19 protein-coding genes and 1 riboswitch are annotated in these 22,373 nt (G+C 47.7%); of the genes, 17 read left to right on the top strand and 2 right to left on the bottom strand.

What is annotated here, in order from left to right:
- Positions 1 to 84 precede the first annotated feature (84 nt).
- The 5 genes from queD (at position 85) to queF (ending at position 3,731) form a co-directional block, all read left to right on the top strand.
- Positions 85 to 510 carry a 6-carboxytetrahydropterin synthase QueD gene (gene queD, locus AC4EVX_RS09150; protein ID WP_177977258.1) on the top strand — a complete coding sequence of 142 codons (426 nt, stop codon included), beginning with the start codon at positions 85 to 87 and terminating at the stop codon, positions 508 to 510.
- Between the two features lie 66 nt (positions 511 to 576).
- Positions 577 to 1,266 carry a putative 7-carboxy-7-deazaguanine synthase QueE gene (gene queE / locus AC4EVX_RS09145; RefSeq protein ID WP_490160054.1) on the top strand — a complete coding sequence of 230 codons (690 nt, stop codon included), beginning with the start codon at positions 577 to 579 and terminating at the stop codon, positions 1,264 to 1,266.
- A 208-nt stretch (positions 1,267 to 1,474) separates the two neighbouring features.
- A complete protein-coding gene (folE, locus tag AC4EVX_RS09140; RefSeq protein WP_177977259.1) occupies positions 1,475 to 2,122 on the top strand; it encodes a GTP cyclohydrolase I FolE in 648 nt (215 codons plus the stop codon).
- Between the two features lie 208 nt (positions 2,123 to 2,330).
- Positions 2,331 to 3,041, top strand: coding sequence for a 7-cyano-7-deazaguanine synthase QueC (gene queC / locus AC4EVX_RS09135; protein ID WP_490160053.1), 711 nt, complete (start codon positions 2,331 to 2,333; stop codon positions 3,039 to 3,041).
- 192 nt (positions 3,042 to 3,233) lie between these two features.
- Positions 3,234 to 3,731, top strand: a complete 498-nt coding sequence (gene queF, locus AC4EVX_RS09130; protein WP_177977261.1) for a preQ(1) synthase — start codon at positions 3,234 to 3,236, stop codon at positions 3,729 to 3,731.
- A 17-nt stretch (positions 3,732 to 3,748) separates the two neighbouring features.
- On the opposite strand, the gene AC4EVX_RS09125 is transcribed toward queF, so the two are convergent.
- Positions 3,749 to 5,086 carry an MATE family efflux transporter gene (locus AC4EVX_RS09125; RefSeq protein ID WP_490160052.1) on the bottom strand — a complete coding sequence of 446 codons (1,338 nt, stop codon included), beginning with the start codon at positions 5,084 to 5,086 and terminating at the stop codon, positions 3,749 to 3,751.
- A 281-nt stretch (positions 5,087 to 5,367) separates the two neighbouring features.
- Here AC4EVX_RS09125 and AC4EVX_RS09120 point away from each other — a divergent pair, with 281 nt between their 5' ends.
- From AC4EVX_RS09120 to bsh, 7 genes are all read left to right on the top strand, one after another.
- Positions 5,368 to 6,723 (top strand): hypothetical protein, encoded by a 1,356-nt coding sequence (locus AC4EVX_RS09120; RefSeq protein WP_490160051.1) that lies wholly within the window; start codon positions 5,368 to 5,370, stop codon positions 6,721 to 6,723.
- Positions 6,724 to 6,902: 179 nt separating this feature from the next.
- Positions 6,903 to 7,018, top strand: a riboswitch (FMN riboswitch).
- A 352-nt stretch (positions 7,019 to 7,370) separates the two neighbouring features.
- Complete coding sequence (ribD, locus tag AC4EVX_RS09115; protein WP_490160050.1) at positions 7,371 to 8,567, top strand: bifunctional diaminohydroxyphosphoribosylaminopyrimidine deaminase/5-amino-6-(5-phosphoribosylamino)uracil reductase RibD; 1,197 nt, start codon at positions 7,371 to 7,373, stop codon at positions 8,565 to 8,567.
- A gap of 26 nt (positions 8,568 to 8,593) precedes the next feature.
- Positions 8,594 to 9,277 (top strand): riboflavin synthase, encoded by a 684-nt coding sequence (ribE, locus tag AC4EVX_RS09110; protein WP_177977274.1) that lies wholly within the window; start codon positions 8,594 to 8,596, stop codon positions 9,275 to 9,277.
- Between the two features lie 97 nt (positions 9,278 to 9,374).
- On the top strand, positions 9,375 to 10,589 hold the full coding sequence (locus tag AC4EVX_RS09105) for a bifunctional 3,4-dihydroxy-2-butanone-4-phosphate synthase/GTP cyclohydrolase II (protein ID WP_177977264.1): 1,215 nt from the start codon (positions 9,375 to 9,377) through the stop codon (positions 10,587 to 10,589).
- A gap of 173 nt (positions 10,590 to 10,762) precedes the next feature.
- Complete coding sequence (ribH, locus tag AC4EVX_RS09100; protein WP_177977265.1) at positions 10,763 to 11,230, top strand: 6,7-dimethyl-8-ribityllumazine synthase; 468 nt, start codon at positions 10,763 to 10,765, stop codon at positions 11,228 to 11,230.
- A 257-nt stretch (positions 11,231 to 11,487) separates the two neighbouring features.
- A complete protein-coding gene (locus AC4EVX_RS09095; RefSeq protein ID WP_490160049.1) occupies positions 11,488 to 12,516 on the top strand; it encodes an NUDIX domain-containing protein in 1,029 nt (342 codons plus the stop codon).
- 157 nt (positions 12,517 to 12,673) lie between these two features.
- The gene (gene bsh, locus AC4EVX_RS09090; protein WP_177977267.1) at positions 12,674 to 13,666 is read left to right on the top strand and encodes a choloylglycine hydrolase; all 993 of its coding nucleotides are present in this window, start codon (positions 12,674 to 12,676) and stop codon (positions 13,664 to 13,666) included.
- A gap of 43 nt (positions 13,667 to 13,709) precedes the next feature.
- Here the strand turns inward: bsh and AC4EVX_RS09085 are convergent, their stop codons facing one another.
- A complete protein-coding gene (locus AC4EVX_RS09085) occupies positions 13,710 to 14,546 on the bottom strand; it encodes a YhjD/YihY/BrkB family envelope integrity protein (RefSeq protein ID WP_177977275.1) in 837 nt (278 codons plus the stop codon).
- A 254-nt stretch (positions 14,547 to 14,800) separates the two neighbouring features.
- Between AC4EVX_RS09085 and AC4EVX_RS09080 the strand changes: the two genes are divergently transcribed.
- The 5 genes from AC4EVX_RS09080 (at position 14,801) to AC4EVX_RS09060 (ending at position 22,321) form a co-directional block, all read left to right on the top strand.
- Positions 14,801 to 16,546 (top strand): ABC transporter ATP-binding protein, encoded by a 1,746-nt coding sequence (locus tag AC4EVX_RS09080; RefSeq protein WP_490160048.1) that lies wholly within the window; start codon positions 14,801 to 14,803, stop codon positions 16,544 to 16,546.
- Position 16,547: 1 nt separating this feature from the next.
- Positions 16,548 to 18,308 (top strand): ABC transporter transmembrane domain-containing protein, encoded by a 1,761-nt coding sequence (locus AC4EVX_RS09075; RefSeq protein WP_177977269.1) that lies wholly within the window; start codon positions 16,548 to 16,550, stop codon positions 18,306 to 18,308.
- A gap of 501 nt (positions 18,309 to 18,809) precedes the next feature.
- Positions 18,810 to 19,313, top strand: a complete 504-nt coding sequence (locus tag AC4EVX_RS09070; RefSeq protein ID WP_177977270.1) for an NADH-quinone oxidoreductase subunit NuoE family protein — start codon at positions 18,810 to 18,812, stop codon at positions 19,311 to 19,313.
- Between the two features lie 3 nt (positions 19,314 to 19,316).
- Positions 19,317 to 20,603, top strand: coding sequence for a complex I 51 kDa subunit family protein (locus tag AC4EVX_RS09065; protein ID WP_490160047.1), 1,287 nt, complete (start codon positions 19,317 to 19,319; stop codon positions 20,601 to 20,603).
- Complete coding sequence (locus tag AC4EVX_RS09060; RefSeq protein WP_490160046.1) at positions 20,600 to 22,321, top strand: NADH-dependent [FeFe] hydrogenase, group A6; 1,722 nt, start codon at positions 20,600 to 20,602, stop codon at positions 22,319 to 22,321. The genes AC4EVX_RS09065 and AC4EVX_RS09060 overlap by 4 nt, the downstream gene beginning before the upstream one ends.
- Positions 22,322 to 22,373 lie beyond the last annotated feature (52 nt).

Raw genomic sequence — 22,373 nt, 5'->3', positions numbered from 1 at the left:
GATTTACAGATTTACAAAATTACAAACAAAACAGATCAAAACAAATCAAATTAAACAATGCAAATTCAGAGAGGAAGTTTGGACATGTACCAGTTAAGAACAGTTGCAGATTTTGATTCCGCACATTTTCTTTCCGGATATCAGGGAAAATGTGCAAATATTCACGGTCACAGATGGCATGTGGAGGTGGAAATTCAGGCGGAGCATCTGGAAAGCGAAGGTCAGATGCGAGGAATGTTGGTGGATTTCGGAGATTTGAAACGAGATCTGAAAGCACTTGCAGATGAACTTGACCACACCCTGATTTATGAGAGTGGAACGCTGAGAGCAAAGACGGTGGAGGCTCTTCTTGAAGAAGGATTTCGCCTGACAGAAGTGGCATTTCGACCGACAGCGGAGAATTTTTCCAAATATTTCTTTGATAAGATGAGCAAACTCGGGTATCCGGTATCTAGCGCGACCGTCTATGAGACACCAAACAACTGTGCCGTTTATCGCGAGAATAAGTAAGCTTAAATAAGAAAAATAAGAAAATTCAGTGGAGAAAAAGGAAAATCGGTAAAGGAAAACCAAGAAATGATGGAAAACCAAAAGACAACCCCTGTTTATCAGGTTGTGGAAAAATTTGTCAGCATCAATGGAGAGGGACGGCGCGCAGGCGAACTTGCAGTCTTTATCCGCATGAAGGGATGCAATCTTCGCTGTACATACTGCGATACCCTCTGGGCGAATGAAGCAGATTGTGAGAGCACTGAGATGACCGTCGATGAGATTGTTTCCTACATTGAGGAGAGCAAAGTCAAAAATGTGACTCTGACCGGAGGAGAACCGCTTCTTCGAGAGGGAATGGCAGAGCTGATCACGGCGATTTTAAGCGATCCGCAGAGACGGGTGGAGATCGAGACAAACGGAAGTGTGGATCTTTCACCTTACTGTGAGCTTGAGAGAAGACCGTCATTTACGATGGATTATAAAATGCCCGACAGCGGGATGGAGCATGCGATGTGCTTATCAAACATGGAAAAGCTTTCAAGCGAGGATACTGTGAAATTCGTGGTAAGCAGTCGGTCGGATATGGAGCGTGCGCTTGAGATCATTGAAAAGTATGATTTGAGAGAGTGGACGGCAGTCTATTTCAGCCCGGTATTTGGACGAATCGAGCCGGTTGAGATGGTTGATTTTCTGATGGAAAAGAAACTTAATGATGTGAAAATTCAGATTCAGCTTCACAAGGTGATCTGGGACCCGCAGAAACGTGGTGTGTAATTTAGATTTCGGAAAGACAGACCCCAAAACAAAATAGACAGAAAAACAGACAGAGATCAAGAAAACAAAAACAGGAAAGAAGAATCTAAGAAAAGACAAGAAAGAATTAAGAGAAAACTAGAAAGAACAAGAAAAATTAGAAAGAGCCAGATAGAGAAATCGAGAACGATAAAAAGATAGATGGGATAATGAGATGAAGGAAGACGAGATGAGAGAGGAACAGGATTGCAAAACATGTGACTGTGAAAATAATCGAAAAAAGATCGACACGGAAGCGATCAAGATGCACATCCGCGGGATTCTTCAGGCACTCGGCGATGATCCAGACCGGGAGGGAGTAAAAGAGACACCGGAGCGGGTCGCAAGGATGTACGAGGAAGTCTTTGAGGGAATGTGCTACTCGAATCAGGAGATTGCCGAGATGTTTCGGAAAAATTTTGTCCAGAGGAGCGCAGAGGATTCGAGGGATCTCGTGCTTGTGAAGGACATTGAGATTTTCAGCTATTGTGAACATCACCTTGCACTGATGTATGACATGAGGGTCAGTGTCGCCTACCTCCCGAAGGGAAAAGTGCTTGGATTGAGCAAGATTGCAAGAATCGCGGATATGGTAGGAAAGCGACTCCAGCTTCAGGAGCGGATCGGCAGTGACATTGCAGAGATTATGGAGCTTGCGACAGATTCTCACGATGTTGCTGTGATTATTGAGGGATGTCACAGCTGTATGACTGCTCGCGGGATCAAGAAGACAAATGCGATGACGACAACGACGACACTTCGCGGTCGATTTAAAGTTGATCCGATGTTGCAGATGAATCTCTTTCAACAGCTTCAAATGGGGAGACAGGCACGATAAAAGTCCGGTCAAAATAAAAATTCCCTTCAAACACCAGCGAAGAGGACAAAAAGAATTAAGGATATACAAAGGAATATACAAAGAAAAGGAAAATCGGGAAAACACTTAGGGAATACATAGGGAAATACAGACTGGAAGAATAAAAACTGGAAGACAGGAAAACAAACCAAATACAGACAAAACGAGAGAAGAGAAAGGATGGAAAGAAATGAATGAAGTAGGAACAAAAAAGAAAGCTCTTGTATTATCGAGCGGTGGCGTGGATTCCACGACCTGCCTTAGAATTGCGGTGGAGAAGTACGGAAAAGATCAGGTGATTGCACTGTCGATCTCCTATGGACAGAAACACCAGAAAGAGATTGAGGCATCTCAAAAAGTGGCAGAGTATTATGGCGTGGAGCACCTTTATCTGGATCTCGCGCCGATTTTTCAGTACAGCGATTGTTCACTCTTAAAGCATTCGGACAGAGAGATTCCACACGAGAGCTATGCAAAACAGCTTGAGGAGACGAATGGGACACCGGTATCCACTTACGTTCCGTTCCGAAATGGACTGTTTCTGTCCTCAGCGGCAAGCATTGCGCTCTCAAAGGGATGTAGTGTGATTTATTATGGCGCACATGCGGATGATTCCGCGGGAAATGCCTATCCGGATTGTAGCAGTGTCTTTCATGAGGCGATGAATAAGGCAATCTATGAGGGGAGCGGAAAACAGCTCTGGATTGAGGCACCGTTTGTCAACTGGACGAAGGCGCAGGTCGTAAAGAAAGGTCTGGAACTGAACGTTCCGTATGAGCTGACATGGAGCTGTTATGAGGGCGGGGAAACCCCGTGTGGAGTCTGCGGAACCTGTGTGGATCGAATGGAAGCCTTTCGCCTCAACGGCGTGGAAGATCCGGCGCTGACAAAGAAATTTTAAGTTGGGGTAATTCACATCTTTGAAAGTTAAAAAAAGAAATTTGGATAGCTGAAAAAATAAAAAAGATCCGAAAAAGATCAGAAAAAGCCACGAAAAAACACAGAAAAGATAGAGAAACACGAGAATAACGAGAGTACAAAGATACAAAAATGTAGAAAAAAACAACAAAAGAAATATGGAGGAAGAGAGACGATGAGCAGAGAAGCAGAGCTTGAGAAAGAGGGCATCAGCCTGTTGGGAAATCAGAAAGTGAAGTATCCGGATCAGTATGCACCGGAGATTTTGGAGACGTTTTTGAACAAGCATCCGGGAAATGATTATTTTGTAAAATTCAACTGTCCGGAGTTCACGAGTCTTTGCCCGATCACCGGACAGCCGGATTTTGCGACGATCACGATCTCCTATGTTCCGGGCGAGAGAATGGTTGAGAGCAAGTCGCTGAAACTGTATCTGTTTAGTTTTCGAAATCATGGGGATTTCCATGAGGATTGCGTGAATGTGATCATGAAGGATCTGATTCGTCTGATGGACCCGAAGTATATTGAGGTCTGGGGCAAATTCACTCCGCGCGGTGGCATTTCCATTGATCCGTACTGCAACTATGGAAAGCCGGGAACGCGCTGGGAGGAAGTTGCATGGCAGAGACTGTCTCAGCATGATCTGTATCCGGAGAAGGTGGACAATCGCTGATTGGTTCGGGTTACTGGTCAGTGAGGTTGAGGAGCCGATCTCTTGGAAAGCAGATTATGCATACTGCAAATCAGCGGAATCACCATGAAAATCCAGACGATCGGCTCTGCAATGATGATGCCCCAGTACTGGAAGATTCTTGCGAGGACCACAGATGCCACAATTTTTCCGACAAGCTCGATACTGCTTGAGACGATCGGTGTGACATGATCGCCCATGCCCTGAAGTCCGTTTCTTAAGATAGAGATTCCAGCCGGAGCAAAGTAGAACAGGGTGTCAAATTTCAAGTAGCGTGTGGCAGTCGCAAGAATCGTCGGATTTTCTGACCCTGTCACAAGATAGATCAGGCGTGGAGCTACGGTGTAACTTAAAAGAATCATGCCGAGGGACCAGACCCAGGTCAGAATCAGTGCATGGTGGATACCGGTCCGGATGCGGTCAAGGGCTCCCGCTCCCATGTTTTGTCCGCAGTAGGTCGCCATAGTGACACCCATGACACTGAATGGAAGCATGAAAAATTCCGTGATTTTGCGGGCTGCGGTGTGAGCGACGATGATATCCTGTCCGAACGTATTGATTGCACACTGGAGAGCCAGGGTTCCGAAAAATACGAGGGACATCATCGTTGCCATCGAAAGTCCGGAGGTATAGAGTTCGCGGACTTCGTCAAGACTAATGCGAAAATCGCTCAAACTAAAATGAAAGACTTCATAACGCCGGAACATGTAGATCAGGCTCAGAATCGCGGAGAGCGACTGGGCGAGAACCGTCGCCCACGCAGCTCCGGCGACGCCGAGTTTGAGGACGAGGATGAAGAACAGATCCAGTCCAACATTCAAAACGGCTGAAAAAATTAGAAACAGGAGTGGGGCTGTCGTATCTCCGACGGAGCGAAGAATTGAAGCGCAGGCATTGTAGAGCATCGTCGCAGAGAGTCCGAGAAGTACCACTCGAATGTAAGAGGTGGACTGTGGCAACAGGGTATCCGGAACATTGAGGATTCTCATCAGGGTCGGAAGTCCGGCAACACAGAGAACAGTAAGGAGAATGGAGGTCAGAGTGCCGAGAAGCAGACTTCCGGCTCCGAATCGGTGCACTCCGCGCTCATCTTTTGCACCAAACTGCCGAGAGATCAGAATGGCAAAACCGTTTGTGAGTCCGGACAGAAAGCCAATGAAAAGCGTGCTGATCGAGGTAGTTGCACCGACAGAGGCAAGCGCGGTCTCTCCGAGCGTACTGCCGACAACGCGGGTGTCAGCAAGGCTGTAACAGAGCTGAAACAGATTCCCGAGCGCAACTGGGAGCGCAAATTCCAGCATATTTTTGGCGGGAGATCCCTTTGTGAGGTCTTTCATAAGTAAAATTTAAATCCTTTCGTATGTAAAATCATTTTTATTTTCTTGTTTTCTTTTTCTTTGTTTCTTAGTTTCTGATTTGTTTTTTATGTTGATTCGTGCACAGCAGATTGTACAGCAAAATCTTTTTCTCTGCAACGTCAAATCCACCAAAAGAAAAGAATCTCTGAAATCCGGTAACGAAAATGTAAGGAAAGAGTAAGTCCTTCGTTCTTGTAATGACTGAACCAAATTCTGTATAATAAAATCAAACGAAGGGTCAATGGAAGGGAGGCGGAGCGATGAGACAGGAGAAACGAGTTTGGTGGAGTTTTTCAGCGTGGGAGGCAGACCTATTTGAACAGTATCTGGAGGATCAGGCATTGCAGGGATGGTTTCCGGAGAAAATTGGCAATTTCGGGATCAAGTTTTCTTATGGAAAGCCGGAAAAGCGAAGATATGCAACTGTTCTCGTTCCGGGAAGCTCGACATTGACGGGAGTAGATTCATGGGCGGAAAAGAAGTTTCAGGAGCGGTGTGAAGATTCGGGATGGAAGTTCCAGTGCAGGGGAATAAACTGGCAGGTTTTCTATACGACAGATGAGAATGTGAAGCGGACAGAAGAGATGAGCGAGGCAAGGCAGTTTGAGATCCAGAAATCTCTTGTGTGGGGTTGGTCGACGCGAATTCTGTATCCCATTTTGATTGTTTTGAATTGCTGGATTTTGTGTCGGAGTTTACAAAATCCGGGAGTTGTGCTTGCAGATCCCTTGAATTTCCTCTCTGTGATTGTGACGACGATGATCATGGTTTCCTGGGGCATGCTCTATGTTCGACTTATGTTGTGGGTGCACAGAAAGAATAAGATTCTGAGGAGGAGCGGGAAGCAGTCGATATCTCCAGAGAAACTTACGGCAACGGAGGTGAACCGGCGACTGAAATGGAGAAAAATCGGGCAGGCAACGTGGATTTTCCTGATTTTCATCATTTTGTCAGCACTGTATGCGGTTTCTCTGCCGGTTTTTATCAGCGGTATGGTCTCTATGTTTCTTATGTTTGGGATTGTTCTGTTCATGCAGAGATGGATTCGTGAAAACGGAAGTGGAAACAACAGGGAAGACTGGATCGGTTATTTTGTGGGTGTTGTCGTGATCAGCATGATCGCATTTCCACTGTGCAATGCGATGGTTGGGTACTTCATGCGGGCGGAAGAAAAAAGTCAGACGGAGATAGACTCAAATTTAAATCACTCGAGCAATCCGAGTAATTTAAGCAACTTAAACGAGAAGCATACCGTGTTTGCAAGTTATCAGACGAGCGATATGCGTGTGAATGGTGCAGGAAATCCGGTTGGAGTGACGATTTTCAAGAGCCCGATTCCATGGGTGATCAGTCAGACAAAGAAAAATTATCCCAAGGATATGACTGATCTGTGGGAGCAGAGCGAACAGGAACTTCCTGAGACGGAGACCTTTTTGAATCTTCCAGAGAATGTGAAGGTGATCTGGTGTCGTTACACGATCCGAAAAGAGGAGGCGACGGCAGTTGCTGTGGATGAGGTGGTGCTGAGTGATAAAAATCGCCTGGTGATTCTTGATTTTGGAGGTGGAACGGATGATGCAGGGCTTGAGAAAGCGGTGAAAGCCTTTGTGGATTGATTCTGCCAATCTGAAAACTCCGTATGAAGCGTAATGTTGTTCGCTGCTGTTCAGAGGTAGGCACTTTTGGAACCGAAAGTGCCGTAAGATAATATGTTGTCAGACTATTGAGAAAAGAAGTCTGAAAAATAGATTGACAAATGAAGGAGAGGGGAGTATATTAAAAATCAACAACAGAACAACGTCTTCAGGGCGGGGAGTGTTTCCCCACCGGTGGTGATAGCCCACGAGCCGTAAGGCATGATTCGGTGAAATTCCGAGGCCGACAGTATAGTCTGGATGAAAGAAGATTATGACACAATCGCACATACGCAGAATAGACAGATAGAACTATTTGGATATCCGTTAGGTATCAGGATCAGATTAGATATGAACTCGATATCAGACAAAAGATTGATCAGTCACAGAATATCATCGCTCTGGAATGAAAATTCCAGAGCTTTTTGTATTTATGAGATTATGAGAGGCTGATAAGCAATAAGACGAGAATTTAAAAGAAAAGTTTATTTGAATATTTTGAGTGTGTCGAGATGTTAAAACCTTAAAACAGATTGAAATGGAAATCAGAAATGTCCTGAACAGAGGAAAATGTTCTAAGACGAGCTCCTGTTGGATTCAAGGAAAAGAAGAAAGGCAGGGAGTGAGAAGTGGCAGATCAAAATGATACAAAGCAGAATGATATAGAGCAGAACAACATCGATCAGAAATATATGCGGATGGCGCTTGAACTTGCAAAAAAGGGGACGGGGCGAGTTTCTCCGAATCCGTTAGTCGGCGCGGTTCTTGTAAAAAATGGAGAGGTCATTGGGAGCGGGTATCATGAGAGATACGGCGAAGCGCATGCAGAGCGAAATGCGCTTGCCTCGTGTACCGAGTCTCCGGAGGGAGCGACTCTCTATGTGACACTTGAACCGTGCTGTCATTATGGCAAACAGCCACCGTGCACATTGGCGGTTCTCGAGGCAAAGATTGCGAGAGTCGTGGTTGGAAGCGGAGATCCGAATCCGCTTGTCGCCGGAAAGGGGATTGAGATTTTACGAAATCACGGCGTGCAGGTCACCGAGCATGTGCTTGAACAGGAGTGCAGAGAACTCAATCGGATATTTTTCTGGTATATCCGCACAGGACTTCCGTATGTCGTGATGAAATATGCGATGACACTCGATGGAAAGATTGCGACTGCGACAGGCGCATCGAAGTGGATTACGGGAGAGCAGGCGAGAGCACATGTACAAGGGCAAAGAAACCGCTATACGGCGATTATGGCGGGAGTCGGAACGGTGCTTGCGGATGATCCGCTGTTGACTTGTCGAATCGCGGGTGGGCGAAATCCGATTCGCATTGTCTGCGACACGCATCTTCGAACACCGCTCACTTCCAAGATTGTGGAGACGGCGGACAGAGAGAGTGCCCCAGTCATTCTTGCCACCTGTTGTCAGGATGCGGAGCGCAAAACCTTGTATGAGCAGAGCGGATGCCAGGTTCTGGTGACAGAAGAGCGAGACGGTCATCTTGATCTGAACGATCTGATGCAAAAACTTGGAAAAATGAAAATTGACAGTATTCTCCTTGAAGGCGGGGGAACGCTCAACTGGTCTGTTTTGAATGCCGGACTTGTCAATCATGTGCAGGCTTACCTTGCACCGAAACTTTTTGGAGGAAGAAAAGCAAAGACACCGATTGAGGGGGAGGGTGTGAGAACACCAAAACAGGCAGTCAGACTCCGCGCAGACACTATGACAGTGACAAGACTTGGAGAGGATTTCCTGATTGAGGGCGAGATCGAGCACGGAGAGGATAATGACAGTGGGACAGATGAAGATGATCGAGCAAACTGTGGATGATGTGAATGAGAGGAGATGAGGAAAACGTGTTTACAGGAATTATAGAGGAGGTTGGAAGTGTGATCGCAGTCAGAAAAGGCACACACTCCGCAGTCCTTGAGATCTGTGCAGATCACATTTTAGAGGATGTGCATCTGGGAGACAGCATTGCCGTCAATGGAGTCTGCCTGACGGTAACCTCGTTTCAGAAAAATCGCTTCACGGCGGATGTGATGCATGAGACACTGAACCGCTCTTCATTATCAGATGCCAAACCGGGAAAACGGGTAAATTTGGAGCGGGCGATGCTTGCGGGAGGACGATTTGGTGGTCATATGGTTTCCGGTCATATCGATGGAACTGGACGGATTGAGGAGATTTGGAAAGATGACAATGCTGTCTGGTACACAATTCAGGCAAGTTCCAGACTTTTGCGCTATATTGTGGAAAAAGGGTCGATCGCGATTGATGGAATCAGCCTGACAGTGGCTAAAGTTGGAACGACAGATTTTTCTGTCTCAATCATTCCGCACACCGCCCAGGTGACGACACTTGGGGAGCGAAAGAGAGGCGATCTGGTCAATCTGGAAACAGATCTGATTGGAAAATATGTGGAGCGTCTTCTCACGACAGAAAATGGAGCCAGTAAGACCGATCAAGCTGATGAAGCCAAAGGTGGAACAGATGGTGGTGGACTGACAAGAGAATTTCTTGAAAAATATGGATTTTAAAAGAATTTTTTAAAAGAATTCAAGGATTTATTGAGAATTCGTTGCTTGGACCTGGATAAAGAAATTTGAATAAAGAAAAAAGGTGGAGGAAACAGCGATGGAAATAAAACAGACAGAGAAGTTTGATACGATTGAGCAGGCACTTGAGGATCTTCGCGCGGGAAAAATTATTCTGGTGACGGATGATCCGGATCGGGAAAATGAGGGAGATTTCATCTGTGCAGGAGAATTTGCGACGACAGAGAACATTAATTTCATGGCGACACACGGAAAAGGACTGATCTGTATGCCGATGTCGGAGGAATATGTAAGAAAACTTCAGATTCCACAGATGGTTGCTAACAATACCGACAATCATGAAACAGCGTTTACAGTCTCAATCGATGCGATCACGACGACAACAGGAATTTCGGCAAAGGAGCGCTCAATGACAGCGATGTGTTGCATCGCGGAGAATGCAAAACCGGAGGATTTCAGACGACCGGGTCATATGTTTCCGCTTCTTGCAAAGAAAAATGGTGTGCTTGAGAGAAATGGTCACACCGAGGCAACGGTGGATCTGTGTCGTCTTGCGGGACTTAAAGCCTGCGGACTTTGCTGTGAGATCATGAGAGAGGACGGTACGATGATGCGAACCGGAGAGCTTCGGGAACTCGCGAAAAAATGGAATCTCACCTTTATTACAATCAAGGATCTTCAGGAATATCGAAAGATCCATGATTGTCTGATTGACCGAGTGACTGTGACAAAGATGCCGACGAAATACGGCGAATTTACGGCTTACGGTTATGTGAATCGCTTAAATGGAGAGCATCACGTTGCGCTTGTGAAGGGCGAGATCGGAGATGGGAAGGATGTGCTTTGTCGTGTTCACTCGGAATGTCTGACAGGAGATGTGTTTGGCTCTCTGCGCTGTGACTGTGGACAGCAGTTTGCGTCGGCAATGACGCAGATTGAGAAAGAGGGACGCGGAATTCTGCTCTATATGCGTCAGGAAGGACGTGGAATCGGTCTGATCAATAAGCTCAGAGCCTATGAGCTTCAGGAAAAAGGCATGGATACGCTTGAGGCAAATCTTGCACTCGGATTTGGTGGAGATGAGAGAGAATACTACATCGGAGCGCAGATTCTTCGTGATCTCGGCGTAAAGAGCCTGAATCTTCTGACGAACAATCCGGATAAGGTTTACCAATTGGAAGAGTTTGGAATGAAGATTACAAAGCGGGTTCCGATCGAGATGCAGGCGACGCGCTATGACCGGTTTTACCTGAAGACCAAACAGCAGAGAATGGGACATCTGTTAAATATTTAAGACATGGAGAGAGTATTCGTGTAAACCTGCTTAGAAACTCAAAGATTCGAAAAAATAAAAAACTTAGAAATCAGAAAGCAGACAGTAATAAAAAAGTAATCAAATAGAAAATGAGATAAAAAATTGTGAAAACAAGAAAAGATGAAGAAAACAAGAAAATGGAGGAAATAATCATGAGAGTACTGGAAGGAAAAGTAGTAGCAGAGGGAATTCGTGTGGGAATCGTAGCAAGCCGTTTCAATGAGTTTATCACGAACAAGCTTGTCGGTGGTGCACTCGACGGTCTTAAACGTCACAACGTGGACGAGGCGCAGGTTGATGTTGCGTGGGTGCCGGGAGCATTTGAGATTCCGCTGATCGCGTCGAAGATGGCAAAGAGTGGAAAGTACGATGCGGTCATCTGTGTGGGTGCTGTGATCCGCGGAAATACAAGCCATTACGATTATGTGTGCAACGAGGTATCAAAGGGAATCGCGAGCGTATCTCTGGATAGCGGAATTCCGGTTCTCTTCGGTATCCTGACAACAGAAAATATTGAGCAGGCGATTGAGCGTGCGGGAACAAAGGCAGGAAATAAGGGATATGACTGTGCACTGAGTGCGATTGAGATGGTAAATCTGATTCGCGAGATTGAGAAATAAGAGGGAGAGAGAGTTATCACGCCTGTGTGATCGGGCAGATAAACGTGCGATAAATATGCAATAAGTGCGCGATAAGTGCGCTAGCACGAGTGTGCGAGTATGTGATATAATGGAGGGAGTCGGAGTCAGAAAACCGGCTCCCTTTTGCTGTTTGCTATGTAAGAAACCGGATTTTTTAAGTCGGGGTAGTTCACTTTTTGGTGAGACAAGATTGGCAAGAAGAAATAATTTGCCAGTGGAGAGGAGATAGAGAAAAAATGATCTCGTTGAGCACCTTGTGTTATATAGAGAAAGACGGTCAATATTTGATGTTGCACCGAACCGTAAAAAAGAATGATATAAATAAGGATAAATGGATCGGAGTTGGAGGGCATTTTGAGGCGGATGAGAGTCCGGAGGAGTGTGTGCTTCGGGAAGTCCGGGAGGAGACTGGATACACGCTGACTTCGTGGAAGTATCGTGCGATTGTGACCTTTGTTTCTGGAGATGGTGAGACAGAGTATATGTCGCTGTTCACCGCAGATGCATTTACGGGAGAGCCGATTGCGTGCGACGAGGGCGAGCTTGCGTGGGTCGATAAGGAGGAAGCGCTCAAACTGAACATCTGGGAGGGAGACAAGATCTTTTTCCGATTATTAAATGAGAGATCCGACTTTTTCTCGCTCAAGCTTGTCTATGATGGAAAAGGCGGTCTGGTTTCTGCTTCGCTCGATGGAAAAGAGATGGAACTTTTTGATGTGCTTGATGAAAAGACAGGGGAAAAGACCGGAGTTCGCAGGGAGCGGGGGGTCGCGCATCGGGACGGAAGTCCGCATGGAACGGCGCATATCTGGGTGGTTCGCCCGAATGCAAATGGCGGATGCGGATATGAGGTGCTTCTTCAAAAGCGGAGTGAGCAGAAAGATTCGTATCCGGGGTGCTATGACATCTCATCAGCGGGGCATTTGTCGGCGGGGGAGGAGTATCTGCCGACGGCAGTGCGCGAGCTGAGAGAGGAGCTTGGAATTCGGGCGACAGCCGATCAGCTTCATTTTATCGGCATGCATCAGGCAAAAAGCGAGGCAGTTTTTCACGGACAGCCGTTTAAAGATCATGAAATCAGCGCAGTCTATCTGTATCAGGAACCGGTTCAGATCGAAAATCTGAAACTACAGAATGAAGAAGTCGAGAGTGTTCGGTGGATGGATTATCAGGAGTGCCGGGAGAAATTGAAGAAAGAAGAAATCAAGAGCTGTATTCGTCTTGATGAGTTTGAGATGATAGGGAAGGCGTTGGGGTGTGAGTAGGGTTTGCGTTGCCTTACCCGTCTTGCGTCACGATAACGTTTAAGTCGACGCGAGGAGGAGAATATCCACTCTGAGTTATATCACTTTGAAACAGGTGGATAAAAAATTAAAAAACTCACACCCGAATAATTTAGGAAGAAGAGAGGAAGAAGAAACGATGTGTACAGCAGTAACCTACCAGACAAAAGATTTTTATATGGGACGGACTTTGGATTATGAGTTTTCCTACGGGGATGAGGTGACGATCACACCGAGAGGATATGGATTTGTGCTCCGTCATCCACACAGAAATTTACAGGAAAATGTGTTTCAGACAAAATATGCCATAATCGGAATGGCACATGTGGCGGGGGCGTATCCGCTTTACTATGATGCGATCAATGAGAAGGGACTTGGAATGGCAGGACTGAATTTCGTCGGAAATGCCGTTTACCAGGAGGAAAAAGAAGGAAAAGACAATATCACGCAGTTTGAGTTCATCCCATGGATTCTTGGAAATTGTGCAACGCTTGAGGAGGCGAAGACTTTGCTTTCTCGCATCAATCTGACGAAGACGCCATTCAGTGAGGGACTTCCGACGTCTCCTCTGCACTGGATCATTGCGGATGAGACTGGGGCAATCACCGTGGAATCGATGAGTGATGGGCTTCATATTTATGACAATCCGGTCGGGGCGCTGACGAACAATCCGCCATTTGAACAGCAGATGTTTCAGCTGAATAACTACATGCATCTCTCTCCCAAACAGCCGACCAACCAGTTTTCCGATGAGCTTTCTCTGCACACATACAGCCGTGGCATGGGAGCACTTGGACTTCCGGGAGATCTCTCGTCGATGTCCCGATTTGTTCGGGTCGCGTTTACAAAGATGCATGCTGTTTCCGGAGATTCCGAGAAGGAGAGTGTCAGCCAGTTTTTCCACATTTTAGGATCGGTGGATCAGCAACGCGGATGCTGTGAGGTCGCAGATGGGAAATATGAGATCACGCTCTATACTTCCTGCTGCAATGCGAGCAAGGGGATTTACTATTATACAACGTATGAAAACCACCAGATCACGGCAGTTCATATGCACCGCGAAAATCTGGACGGAAAAGATCTGATCCGCTATCCGCTGATCACGGGGGAGCAGATCCTCGAGCAGAATTAGACCAGGTAAATGGGTTTTGTGCTTATCTTAATAAATTGGAAGATTATTTGTGATTGGTAAGGTCCTGGCTTGTGCAACAGTTGATTTCTGCCCCGATAAACAGGATACAGATACAAAAATAGAGCCACAGCATCAGCAGAACGATCGCCGTCAGGCTTCCGTACATGTACGAGAAGTTGCTGAAATTTGAAAAGTATAACGAAAATCCGTATGAAAATCCCAACCAGCATACGGTGGAAAACAGAGCCCCGGAAATCTGATTTCGGGGCTTTTGATGTTTAGTAGGAACAACTGAGTAGAGCCCCACAAAGAACGCAAAAAACAGGACGAGAGCACTTAAGTTTCGCAGACTGATGACATTGGTGAGCAGGGGATTCAAAAATGGAAACAGGCGAACCGCCAGAGCGTGGATCGCATTTCCGAGGACGAGGAGCACGAGCGCGAAGACACAGACTGCCATGAGGATCAGCGTGTAGAATGAGCAGATCAGACGGCGAAGAAGGTAACTGCGCTTTTCTGTGATTCCATAGATTCGATTCAGTCCGCGCTCAATGCTGAGCATTCCGCGGGCGGAAGACCAGAGCGTCGAGACTGCGGAGAGCGAGAGGATGGTTGCCGGCGACTTGATGTAGAGGTCATCGACAATCCCGACGACGAGGGAGTCGAGCATGTTTGGCATGATTTTCACAAGGAGTGTCAGCAGGTCAGACTTGTTGACATTGGGGATGAACTGAAGCGTTGTCAAAAGCAACATAATAAATGGAAAAAAAGCGATCACGATAAAAAAGGATGCCTGAGCCGCATAGACGGTGACTTCATCCTCCGTGTACTTCTTCCATATTTTCCAAATTCGTTTAAATAGCAGGATCAGATTGATTATCATAAATAATTTACTCCGGTGATTGCGGGCACTTGAATGGGTATGTGCCGTGTGTATTACATTATCAGTATTATATTATCATGGGAAGAAAAAAAGTACAAGAATCCCCATCGATTCCCACAAATTGCGGACAGAAAGAATTTATAATGAGACTCAGATAATAATCGTAGCTAGATTTTTTATGCATGCGGTGGTATACTGATAACACTGTATTGGTGAATTGTAACGATATTTTTACTGGAGGGTTGTAGGTTATGAAGCGATTGCTGAAGTACTTAAAGGAGTACCGGCGCGAGAGTATTCTTGCACCGCTGTTCAAAATGCTGGAAGCCAGCTTTGAACTCTTTGTCCCGCTCGTCATGGCACAGATCATCGATGTCGGCATCCGCGATCAGAACGGAAGCTATATCGTAAAGATGGGCGGACTTTTACTGCTTCTCGCTGCGATCGGACTCACCTGTTCTCTGACCGCGCAGTATTTTGCTGCAAAGTCGGCGGTAGGAGTCTCGACAGCACTGAGAAGAGATCTGTTTAAACATATTGGAATGTTGTCGTACAGTGAGCAGGATACGATGGGAACGGCGACGCTGATCACGCGAATGACGAGTGATATTAACCAGGTGCAGTCCGGACTGAATCTGGCACTGCGTCTGCTTCTGCGTTCCCCGTTCATCGTCTTCGGTGCGATGGTTATGGCATTTACGGTCAACGTGAAGGCAGCACTTGTGTTTGTTGTCGCGATTCCGGCACTGAGTGTCGTAGTCTTCGGTATCATGCTTGTGAGTATGCCACTTTATAAGAAGGTACAGCGACAGCTCGACAGTGTGACCCGTTCGACGAGAGAGAACCTGACCGGTGTGCGCGTCATCCGTGCATTTAACCGTCAGGAGGATGAGATCAAGAATTTCGATCAGGAGAACAGCCTGCTTGTTGATATGCAGATTTTTGTCGGAAAGATTTCTGCAATGATGAATCCGGTGACTTATGTGATTATCAACGGTGCGACGATCGCGATCGTCTGGATTGCCGGAAAACAGGTAAATCAGGGTATCATCACCCAGGGTCAGACCGTAGCTCTTGTCAACTACATGTCCCAGATTCTTGTTGAGCTGATCAAGATGGCAAACCTGATTGTCTCGATTTCCAAGGCACTCGCGTGCGCAAACCGTGTCAACAAAGTTTTCGATACGGAAAGCAGTATCAAGGAGGTGCCGAATGCAAAGACAGCAGATTCTGCAAAATCCGAGGGAAATCCTGTTGATGCCGTTGTCTTCAATCATGTGGATTTTGCGTATAAAAATGCAAAAGAGGATTCCCTCACCGACATCAACCTGACCGTGAAGCGCGGACAGACAATCGGCGTCATCGGAGGAACAGGCTCTGGAAAATCTTCACTTGTCAACCTGATTCCGCGTTTTTACGATGTGCGTCAGGGAAGTGTGAGCATCGATGGCGTGGATGTGCGCGAGTATGCACTCAAAGATCTGCGCAATCGCATCGGTGTCGTTCCGCAGAAGGCGGTTCTGTTTGAGGGAACACTCCGTGAAAATATGAGATGGGGCAAGAAGGATGCGACGGATGAGGAGATCTACCGCGCACTTGACATTGCTCAGGCGAGAGAGTTTGTCGACGGAAAGGGCAAGGGTCTGAATCTGTTCATTGAGCAGAACGGACGCAATCTCTCGGGTGGTCAGCGCCAGCGTCTGACGATTGCGCGTGCGCTTGTCAGAAATCCGGAGATTCTGATCATGGATGACAGTGCTTCCGCGCTCGACTTTGCGACGGATGCAAAGCTTCGCCATGCAATCCGGGAGAACACGGACGGCATGACGGTCTTTATCGTCTCTCAGCGTGCGACGACGATCAAGAATGCCGATCAGATCGTTGTTCTCGACGATGGAAAGATGGCAGGCTGTGGCACTCATGCAGAGCTTCTTGAATCCTGTGAGATTTATAAGGAGATCTGTCTGTCCCAGCTTTCCAAAGAGGAGGTGAAGTGAGATGGCAAAGCAGAAAATTGATTTTGGAAAACACAAATCCACACTCAAGCGGATTTTGAATTACATCGGTATTTACAAATGGCTGGTCCTGCTGTCTCTTGTGCTTGCGGGAGTGACTGTGGCGACGACGCTGTATGCTCCGATTCTGATCGGTAACGGTGTGGATCTGATTGTCGGACAGGATCAGGTGGATTTTGCAGGACTTTTTGTAATCCTCAGAAAAGTTGCAATTGTGATCTGTATCACAGCAGGCGCACAGTGGCTGATGAACCATATCAATAACAAGATCACGTTCCAGGTTGTAAAAGATATTCGTACCAAGGCATTCAATCATCTTGAAGAACTTCCGCTGTCTTATCTGGATTCTCATCAGGACGGTGATATCATCAGCCGAATCATCGCGGATATTGATCAGTTCTCCGATGGACTTCTGATGGGCTTTACCCAGCTGTTCACCGGTGTGCTGACGATTCTCGGAACTCTCGGTTTCATGCTGATTGTCAATCCGATCATCACTCTTGTCGTGGTACTGGTAACTCCGCTTTCTCTGTTTGTTGCAAGTTTCATTGCGAAGAAGACGTTTTCGATGTTCAAACTCCAGTCTCAGACCCGAGGTGAGATGACCTCCCTCGTCAATGAGATGATTGGAAATGAGAAGGTGGTACAGGCATTTGGCTATGAGGATGAGGCGCAGAAGCGCTTTGAGGAGATCAACTCCCGTCTTCAGAAATGCAGTCTGCGCGCAATTTTCTTCTCCTCGATCACGAATCCGTCAACACGTTTCGTCAACAGCATGGTATATGCGAGTGTCGGTGTTGTCGGTGCATTTGCAGCGATCCGCGGAATGCTCAGTGTCGGTCAGCTCTCGATTTTCTTGAGCTATGCAAATCAGTACACAAAGCCGTTCAATGAGATCTCCGGTGTTGTGACTGAGCTTCAGAATGCACTTGCGTGTGCAGCCCGTGTCCTTGAGCTCATCGATGAGCCGGCATTCAAGGCAGAGGATGCAGACGCAGTGACACTCGACCATGTGGACGGAAGTGTAACACTCGACCATGTAAAATTCTCCTATGTGCCGGAAGTTCCGCTGATTGAGGATCTGAACCTTGACGTAAAGCCGGGTCAGAGAATTGCACTTGTCGGACCGACCGGATGTGGAAAGACGACGATCATCAACCTGCTGATGCGCTTCTATGACGTGAATGACGGTTCGATCAAGGTGTCCGGAACGGATATTCGCCATGCGACGAGAAAGAGCCTGCGCGCAAGCTACGGAATGGTGCTTCAGGAGACCTGGCTCAAGTCCGGTACAATCCGCGAGAATATCTGCTACGGCAAGCCGGATGCAACCGAGGAAGAGATGATTCAGGCAGCAAAATCCGCCCATGCACACAGCTTCATCAAGCGTATGCCACAGGGATATGATACGGTGATCTCTGAGGACGGCGGAAACCTGTCTCAGGGTCAGAAACAGCTTCTGTGTATCGCGCGTGTGATGCTCTGCCTGCCTCCGATGCTGATTCTCGATGAGGCAACCTCGTCGATCGATACAATGACCGAGATTCGAATCCAGAAAGCATTTGCAACGATGATGCAGGGAAGAACGAGCTTTATCGTTGCTCACCGTCTGTCGACGATCCGCGAGGCAGATGTGATCCTTGTGATGAAGGATGGTCATATCATCGAGCAGGGCAATCACGAAAGCCTGCTTGCAAAGAATGGATTCTACGCAACGCTGTATAACAGCCAGTTTGCGAATTGATGAGAGCTTTTATGTTGTGAGGATTATAATGGTGATAGTTCCGCTCCGACAGTGAGCAAAGTTCTGCAAACTCGTTTTCACTCCGGGTTCGACGTAACGGTGCATAAGACTGCAAAATACGCAGTCTAAACACCGACGTCTCACACGGGTTTGCAGGAACTTACTCACTGCTGGAGCGTTTATTATTGTTTATTATTTTACGGATACGGCAGTTATCTAAGCTGAGACTATTATTACCTGAGGACTTAGATGACTGTCGTTTGTTTTTTAACAAACATAGATTTCATGCACTTGTTAATGATAAAAAATAAATAAAAACGCATAAAATCTATAACATGGCACGCATTTTCCATATTAGACGTAAAGTGCATCTTCTCCTATACTTATTTTCAGAAAAAACGGGCAGGTCAGAGAGAATATTTAAGAAAATATTCGATAAGAGATTTTGTTGGACAAGCAAGGGCTATGTTTCAGACCTGTTTTGAAAGGAGAAGAGTCCGGATGAGAGAAGAGGAGAATTACAGTTACAAGACCCCGTCATCCCAGCTGGTGAAGATTGCGGAGATTGCTTCCCACTACAAAGGGAGACCGGAGATGCTGATGAAGGTGATTACAAAGGTTCAAAAGATTGAACCGGCATTTTCTGCATCAGTTGCCTCGGTGATTGCGCGAGAGATGGATATCCCGCAGACGCAGGTTTACAGTTTTGTCACGTTCTATGCGATGCTTTCCGTAAAACCGCGCGGAAAATATGTGATCCGCATGTGCAAGAGTGCTCCTTGTCATGTGCGTGGCGCAAAAGAGATTGTCCGGGCACTGGAAGATCTGCTTCAGATCAAGATGGGTGAGACGACGGAGGATCGGAGATTTACGCTTGAATATTGTCCGTGTCTCGGCGTGTGCGAGCAGTCACCGGCAATCATGATCAATGAGAAGGCTTACGTCAACCTGACACCGGAGAGTGTCCGGGATATCGTGAAGCGGTATATCCGCGGGGAGGTGTAGGAGATGGAAGAGCGACAGATTCTTTTGAGAAATCGTGGAAAAATCAATCCGAGAAAGGCATCCGAGTACATCGCGACCAGTGGATATGAGGCGCTCAAGCGGGCACTCTCAATGACCGGAGCGGAGATCATCGAGGAGCTTCGCCTTGCAGGGCTTCGCGGACGCGGAGGCGCAGGTTTCCCGACCTTCCGCAAAATCCAGTTTGCCTATGACGCTCCGGGTGATGTGAAATACATCGTCTGCAACGCCGATGAGGGAGAGCCGGGAACAAACAAAGACCGTATTCTTCTCTCCTGTGATCCGTGTGCGGTCTTTGAGGGAATGGCGATCGTCGCAAAGGCAGTCAATGCCCATGTCGGTTTCATCTATCTGCGCGCCGAGTATGCCTACCTTGTTCCGGTACTTGAGCAGGCGTTGGAATCCTCGAGAGAGGAGCATTGTCTGGGAAATAACATCATGGGAAGCGGATTTGACTTTGACATCAAGCTCCGCTCCGGTGCAGGCGCTTACGTCTGCGGTGAGGAGACCGCACTCTTTGAATCGATCGAGGGAAAACGAGGAGAGCCGAGATTCCGCCCGCCGTTTCCGGGTATCTCAGGTCTTTTCGGAAAGCCGACGGTGCTCAACAACGTCGAGACACTCGCAAATATTGCACCGATCTTTCGGAACGGCTGGGAGTGGTACCGCACAATCGGAACCGACAACAGCCCGGGCACAAAGCTGTTTACGGTCTGCGGAAATGTCAAGCGCCGAGGTGTTTTTGAGTTCCCGATGGGAATCAATTTAAAGGATCTGATCTATGAGGTCTGCGGTGGCATGGAGGAAGGTCGCGAGCTGCTTGCGGTTCAGACCGGTGGTGCATCCGGTGCAATCATCAACGCGTCCCAGATCGACATGACGCTCGACATCGATCAGGTGTCAAACTCGGGCGGTCGTCTCGGATGTGGAACGATCCTTGTGATGGATGATCGCAACTGCATCATTGATATTGTGCGAAACAACCTGGAATTCTTTAAGGATGAGTCCTGTGGAAAATGTACACCGTGCCGAGAGGGCGGTACGCGACTCTATCAGCTGATCTGCAAGATCGCGGAGGGACGCGGAAGCATCCGGGACATTGAAACGATTGAGGATCTGGCAGAGACGATGCGTCTGACCGCACTGTGTGGACTTGGTCACTCCACAGCAGTTCCGGTGACGAGCAGTATCCAGAACTTTTATTCTTGTTATCTGCGCCATATTGACCGGGAATACTGCCATGTGTGCAGTGAGGAGGACGATGCAGTATGATTAATCTGACGATAGATGGAGAAGCGATTGCGGTAGAGGAGGGAACGACGATCTTGGAGGCAGCCAGAAGGCTCAACGTTCACATCCCTACGCTCTGCCATCATGAAGATCAGGCTGTCAAGGCAGTCTGTCGAATCTGTGTGGTCGAGGTCGAGGGACAGCGCCTTCTGCCGACCGCATGCAGTATGCCGGTCTCGGAGGGAATGGTAGTCAAGACGGCATCCCCGAAGGTCATCAAGGCAAGAAAGAACATCATGGAGCTGATTCTCGCAAGACATCCACAGGACTGTCTCGTCTGCTCCAAGAATGGAAAATGTCAGCTTCAGAAAGTGGCGCGCGACTTAAATATGAATCGCCCGAACCGCTATGAGCGCGATGTGAGAGAGAGTCGGTTTGACGATTCGTCACCGTCGATTGTCCGTGATATGAGCAAGTGCATTCTCTGCGGACGCTGTGTCGAGGCGTGCACAAAGGGACAGGGAATCACGGTTATGGCAAAAGAGAATCGTGGATATGGAACCGCAGTGGTTCCGCCGTATGGCAAGAAGCTCGTCGATACCTGCTGTGTCAACTGCGGTCAGTGTATTCAGGTCTGCCCGGTCGGTGCACTCTCAATCCGTGACAATACGGATGAGGTTTACGATCAGATCGCAAAGGGAAAACACGTTGTCGCTCAGATAGCGCCGTCGGTGCGCATCACGCTCGCGGAGTCTCTTGGCTATGCACCCGGCACGGTGACGACAGGAAAAATCATCCACGCAATGCGAAAAATCGGATTTTCAAAAGTGTTCGACTCGGATTTCACCGCAGATCTGACGATTATGGAGGAGGGAAATGAGTTCTTAAATCGCCTGAAAAATGGTGGAACTCTCCCGATGATGACCTCGTGCTGTCCGGCGTGGGTCAAGTACTGTGAGACCTATGGTTACGAACAGCTCTCTCATCTCTCGAGCGCAAAGTCCCCACAGCAGATGTTCGGCGCTGTGATCAAGACTTACTACGCGAAGAAAGCAGAGATCGATCCGAAGAATATTTGCAGTGTCTCTGTCATGCCGTGTACCGCAAAGAAATTTGAGTGCAAGCGCTCGGAGATGTGTGACAGCGGTTATCAGGATGTCGACATCTCGATCACGGTTGAGGAGCTTGCGAAGATGATCCGCACCGCAGGAATTCATTTTGACGATCTCGAGGATCAGGAATTTGACAGCCCGTTCGGTCTCGGAAGCGGAGCCGGTCAGATCTTTGGAACGACCGGCGGTGTGATGGAGGCAGCTCTGCGCACGGTCTATGAGGTTGTAACCGGAGAAACTTTACCGCGTCTCGAGTTTGACCAGGTGCGTGGAACAGAGGGAATCCGTGAAGCGGAGATCGATCTCAATGGAATGAAGGTTCGCGTCGCAGTCGTTCATGCTCTGAGCAATGCGAGAAAGGTGCTCGATGAAGTCAAGGCGGGAACCTCCCCATATCAGTTCATTGAGGTCATGGCGTGCGAGGGCGGATGTATCGGAGGTGGCGGAAATGCGCCGAAGACGCGCCGGATTCTTGCAGAGAGAAGACGCGCAATCTATGAGGAGGACAGAAGCCTGCCGATCCGCAAATCCCATGAGAATCCGTATGTGCAGAGACTTTACGAGGAGTATCTCGGAGAACCGCTCGGTGAGCGCTCCCACAAACTGCTTCACACAACGTATCACAGCCGGAGAGATTTGCTGAGATAAAAGATTTTAGTTTGGAGATTTTGGTTATTACAGAAGAAAGAGGGGAAGAGAG

The sequence above is a fragment of the Brotaphodocola sp. genome (genome assembly GCF_983179755.1).
The sequence above is the reverse complement of the archived record's forward strand: the minus strand, read 5'-3'. Positions and strand labels throughout refer to the sequence as shown.

Excerpts from the sequence above, each read along its gene's own strand:
- AC4EVX_RS09075 (WP_177977269.1), top strand. The coding sequence starts at position 16,548 with ATGGCAAAGCAGAAAATTGATTTTGGAAAACACAAATCCACACTCAAG.
- folE (WP_177977259.1), top strand. The coding sequence starts at position 1,475 with ATGAGAGAGGAACAGGATTGCAAAACATGTGACTGTGAAAATAATCGA.
- ribH (WP_177977265.1), top strand. The coding sequence starts at position 10,763 with ATGAGAGTACTGGAAGGAAAAGTAGTAGCAGAGGGAATTCGTGTGGGA.
- AC4EVX_RS09095 (WP_490160049.1), top strand. The coding sequence starts at position 11,488 with ATGATCTCGTTGAGCACCTTGTGTTATATAGAGAAAGACGGTCAATAT.
- AC4EVX_RS09070 (WP_177977270.1), top strand. The coding sequence starts at position 18,810 with ATGAGAGAAGAGGAGAATTACAGTTACAAGACCCCGTCATCCCAGCTG.
- bsh (WP_177977267.1), top strand. The coding sequence starts at position 12,674 with ATGTGTACAGCAGTAACCTACCAGACAAAAGATTTTTATATGGGACGG.
- AC4EVX_RS09060 (WP_490160046.1), top strand. The coding sequence starts at position 20,600 with ATGATTAATCTGACGATAGATGGAGAAGCGATTGCGGTAGAGGAGGGA.
- AC4EVX_RS09065 (WP_490160047.1), top strand. The coding sequence starts at position 19,317 with ATGGAAGAGCGACAGATTCTTTTGAGAAATCGTGGAAAAATCAATCCG.
- queF (WP_177977261.1), top strand. The coding sequence starts at position 3,234 with ATGAGCAGAGAAGCAGAGCTTGAGAAAGAGGGCATCAGCCTGTTGGGA.
- queE (WP_490160054.1), top strand. The coding sequence starts at position 577 with ATGATGGAAAACCAAAAGACAACCCCTGTTTATCAGGTTGTGGAAAAA.
- AC4EVX_RS09080 (WP_490160048.1), top strand. The coding sequence starts at position 14,801 with ATGAAGCGATTGCTGAAGTACTTAAAGGAGTACCGGCGCGAGAGTATT.
- queD (WP_177977258.1), top strand. The coding sequence starts at position 85 with ATGTACCAGTTAAGAACAGTTGCAGATTTTGATTCCGCACATTTTCTT.
- AC4EVX_RS09105 (WP_177977264.1), top strand. The coding sequence starts at position 9,375 with ATGGAAATAAAACAGACAGAGAAGTTTGATACGATTGAGCAGGCACTT.
- queC (WP_490160053.1), top strand. The coding sequence starts at position 2,331 with ATGAATGAAGTAGGAACAAAAAAGAAAGCTCTTGTATTATCGAGCGGT.
- AC4EVX_RS09120 (WP_490160051.1), top strand. The coding sequence starts at position 5,368 with ATGAGACAGGAGAAACGAGTTTGGTGGAGTTTTTCAGCGTGGGAGGCA.
- AC4EVX_RS09125 (WP_490160052.1), bottom strand. The coding sequence starts at position 5,086 with ATGAAAGACCTCACAAAGGGATCTCCCGCCAAAAATATGCTGGAATTT.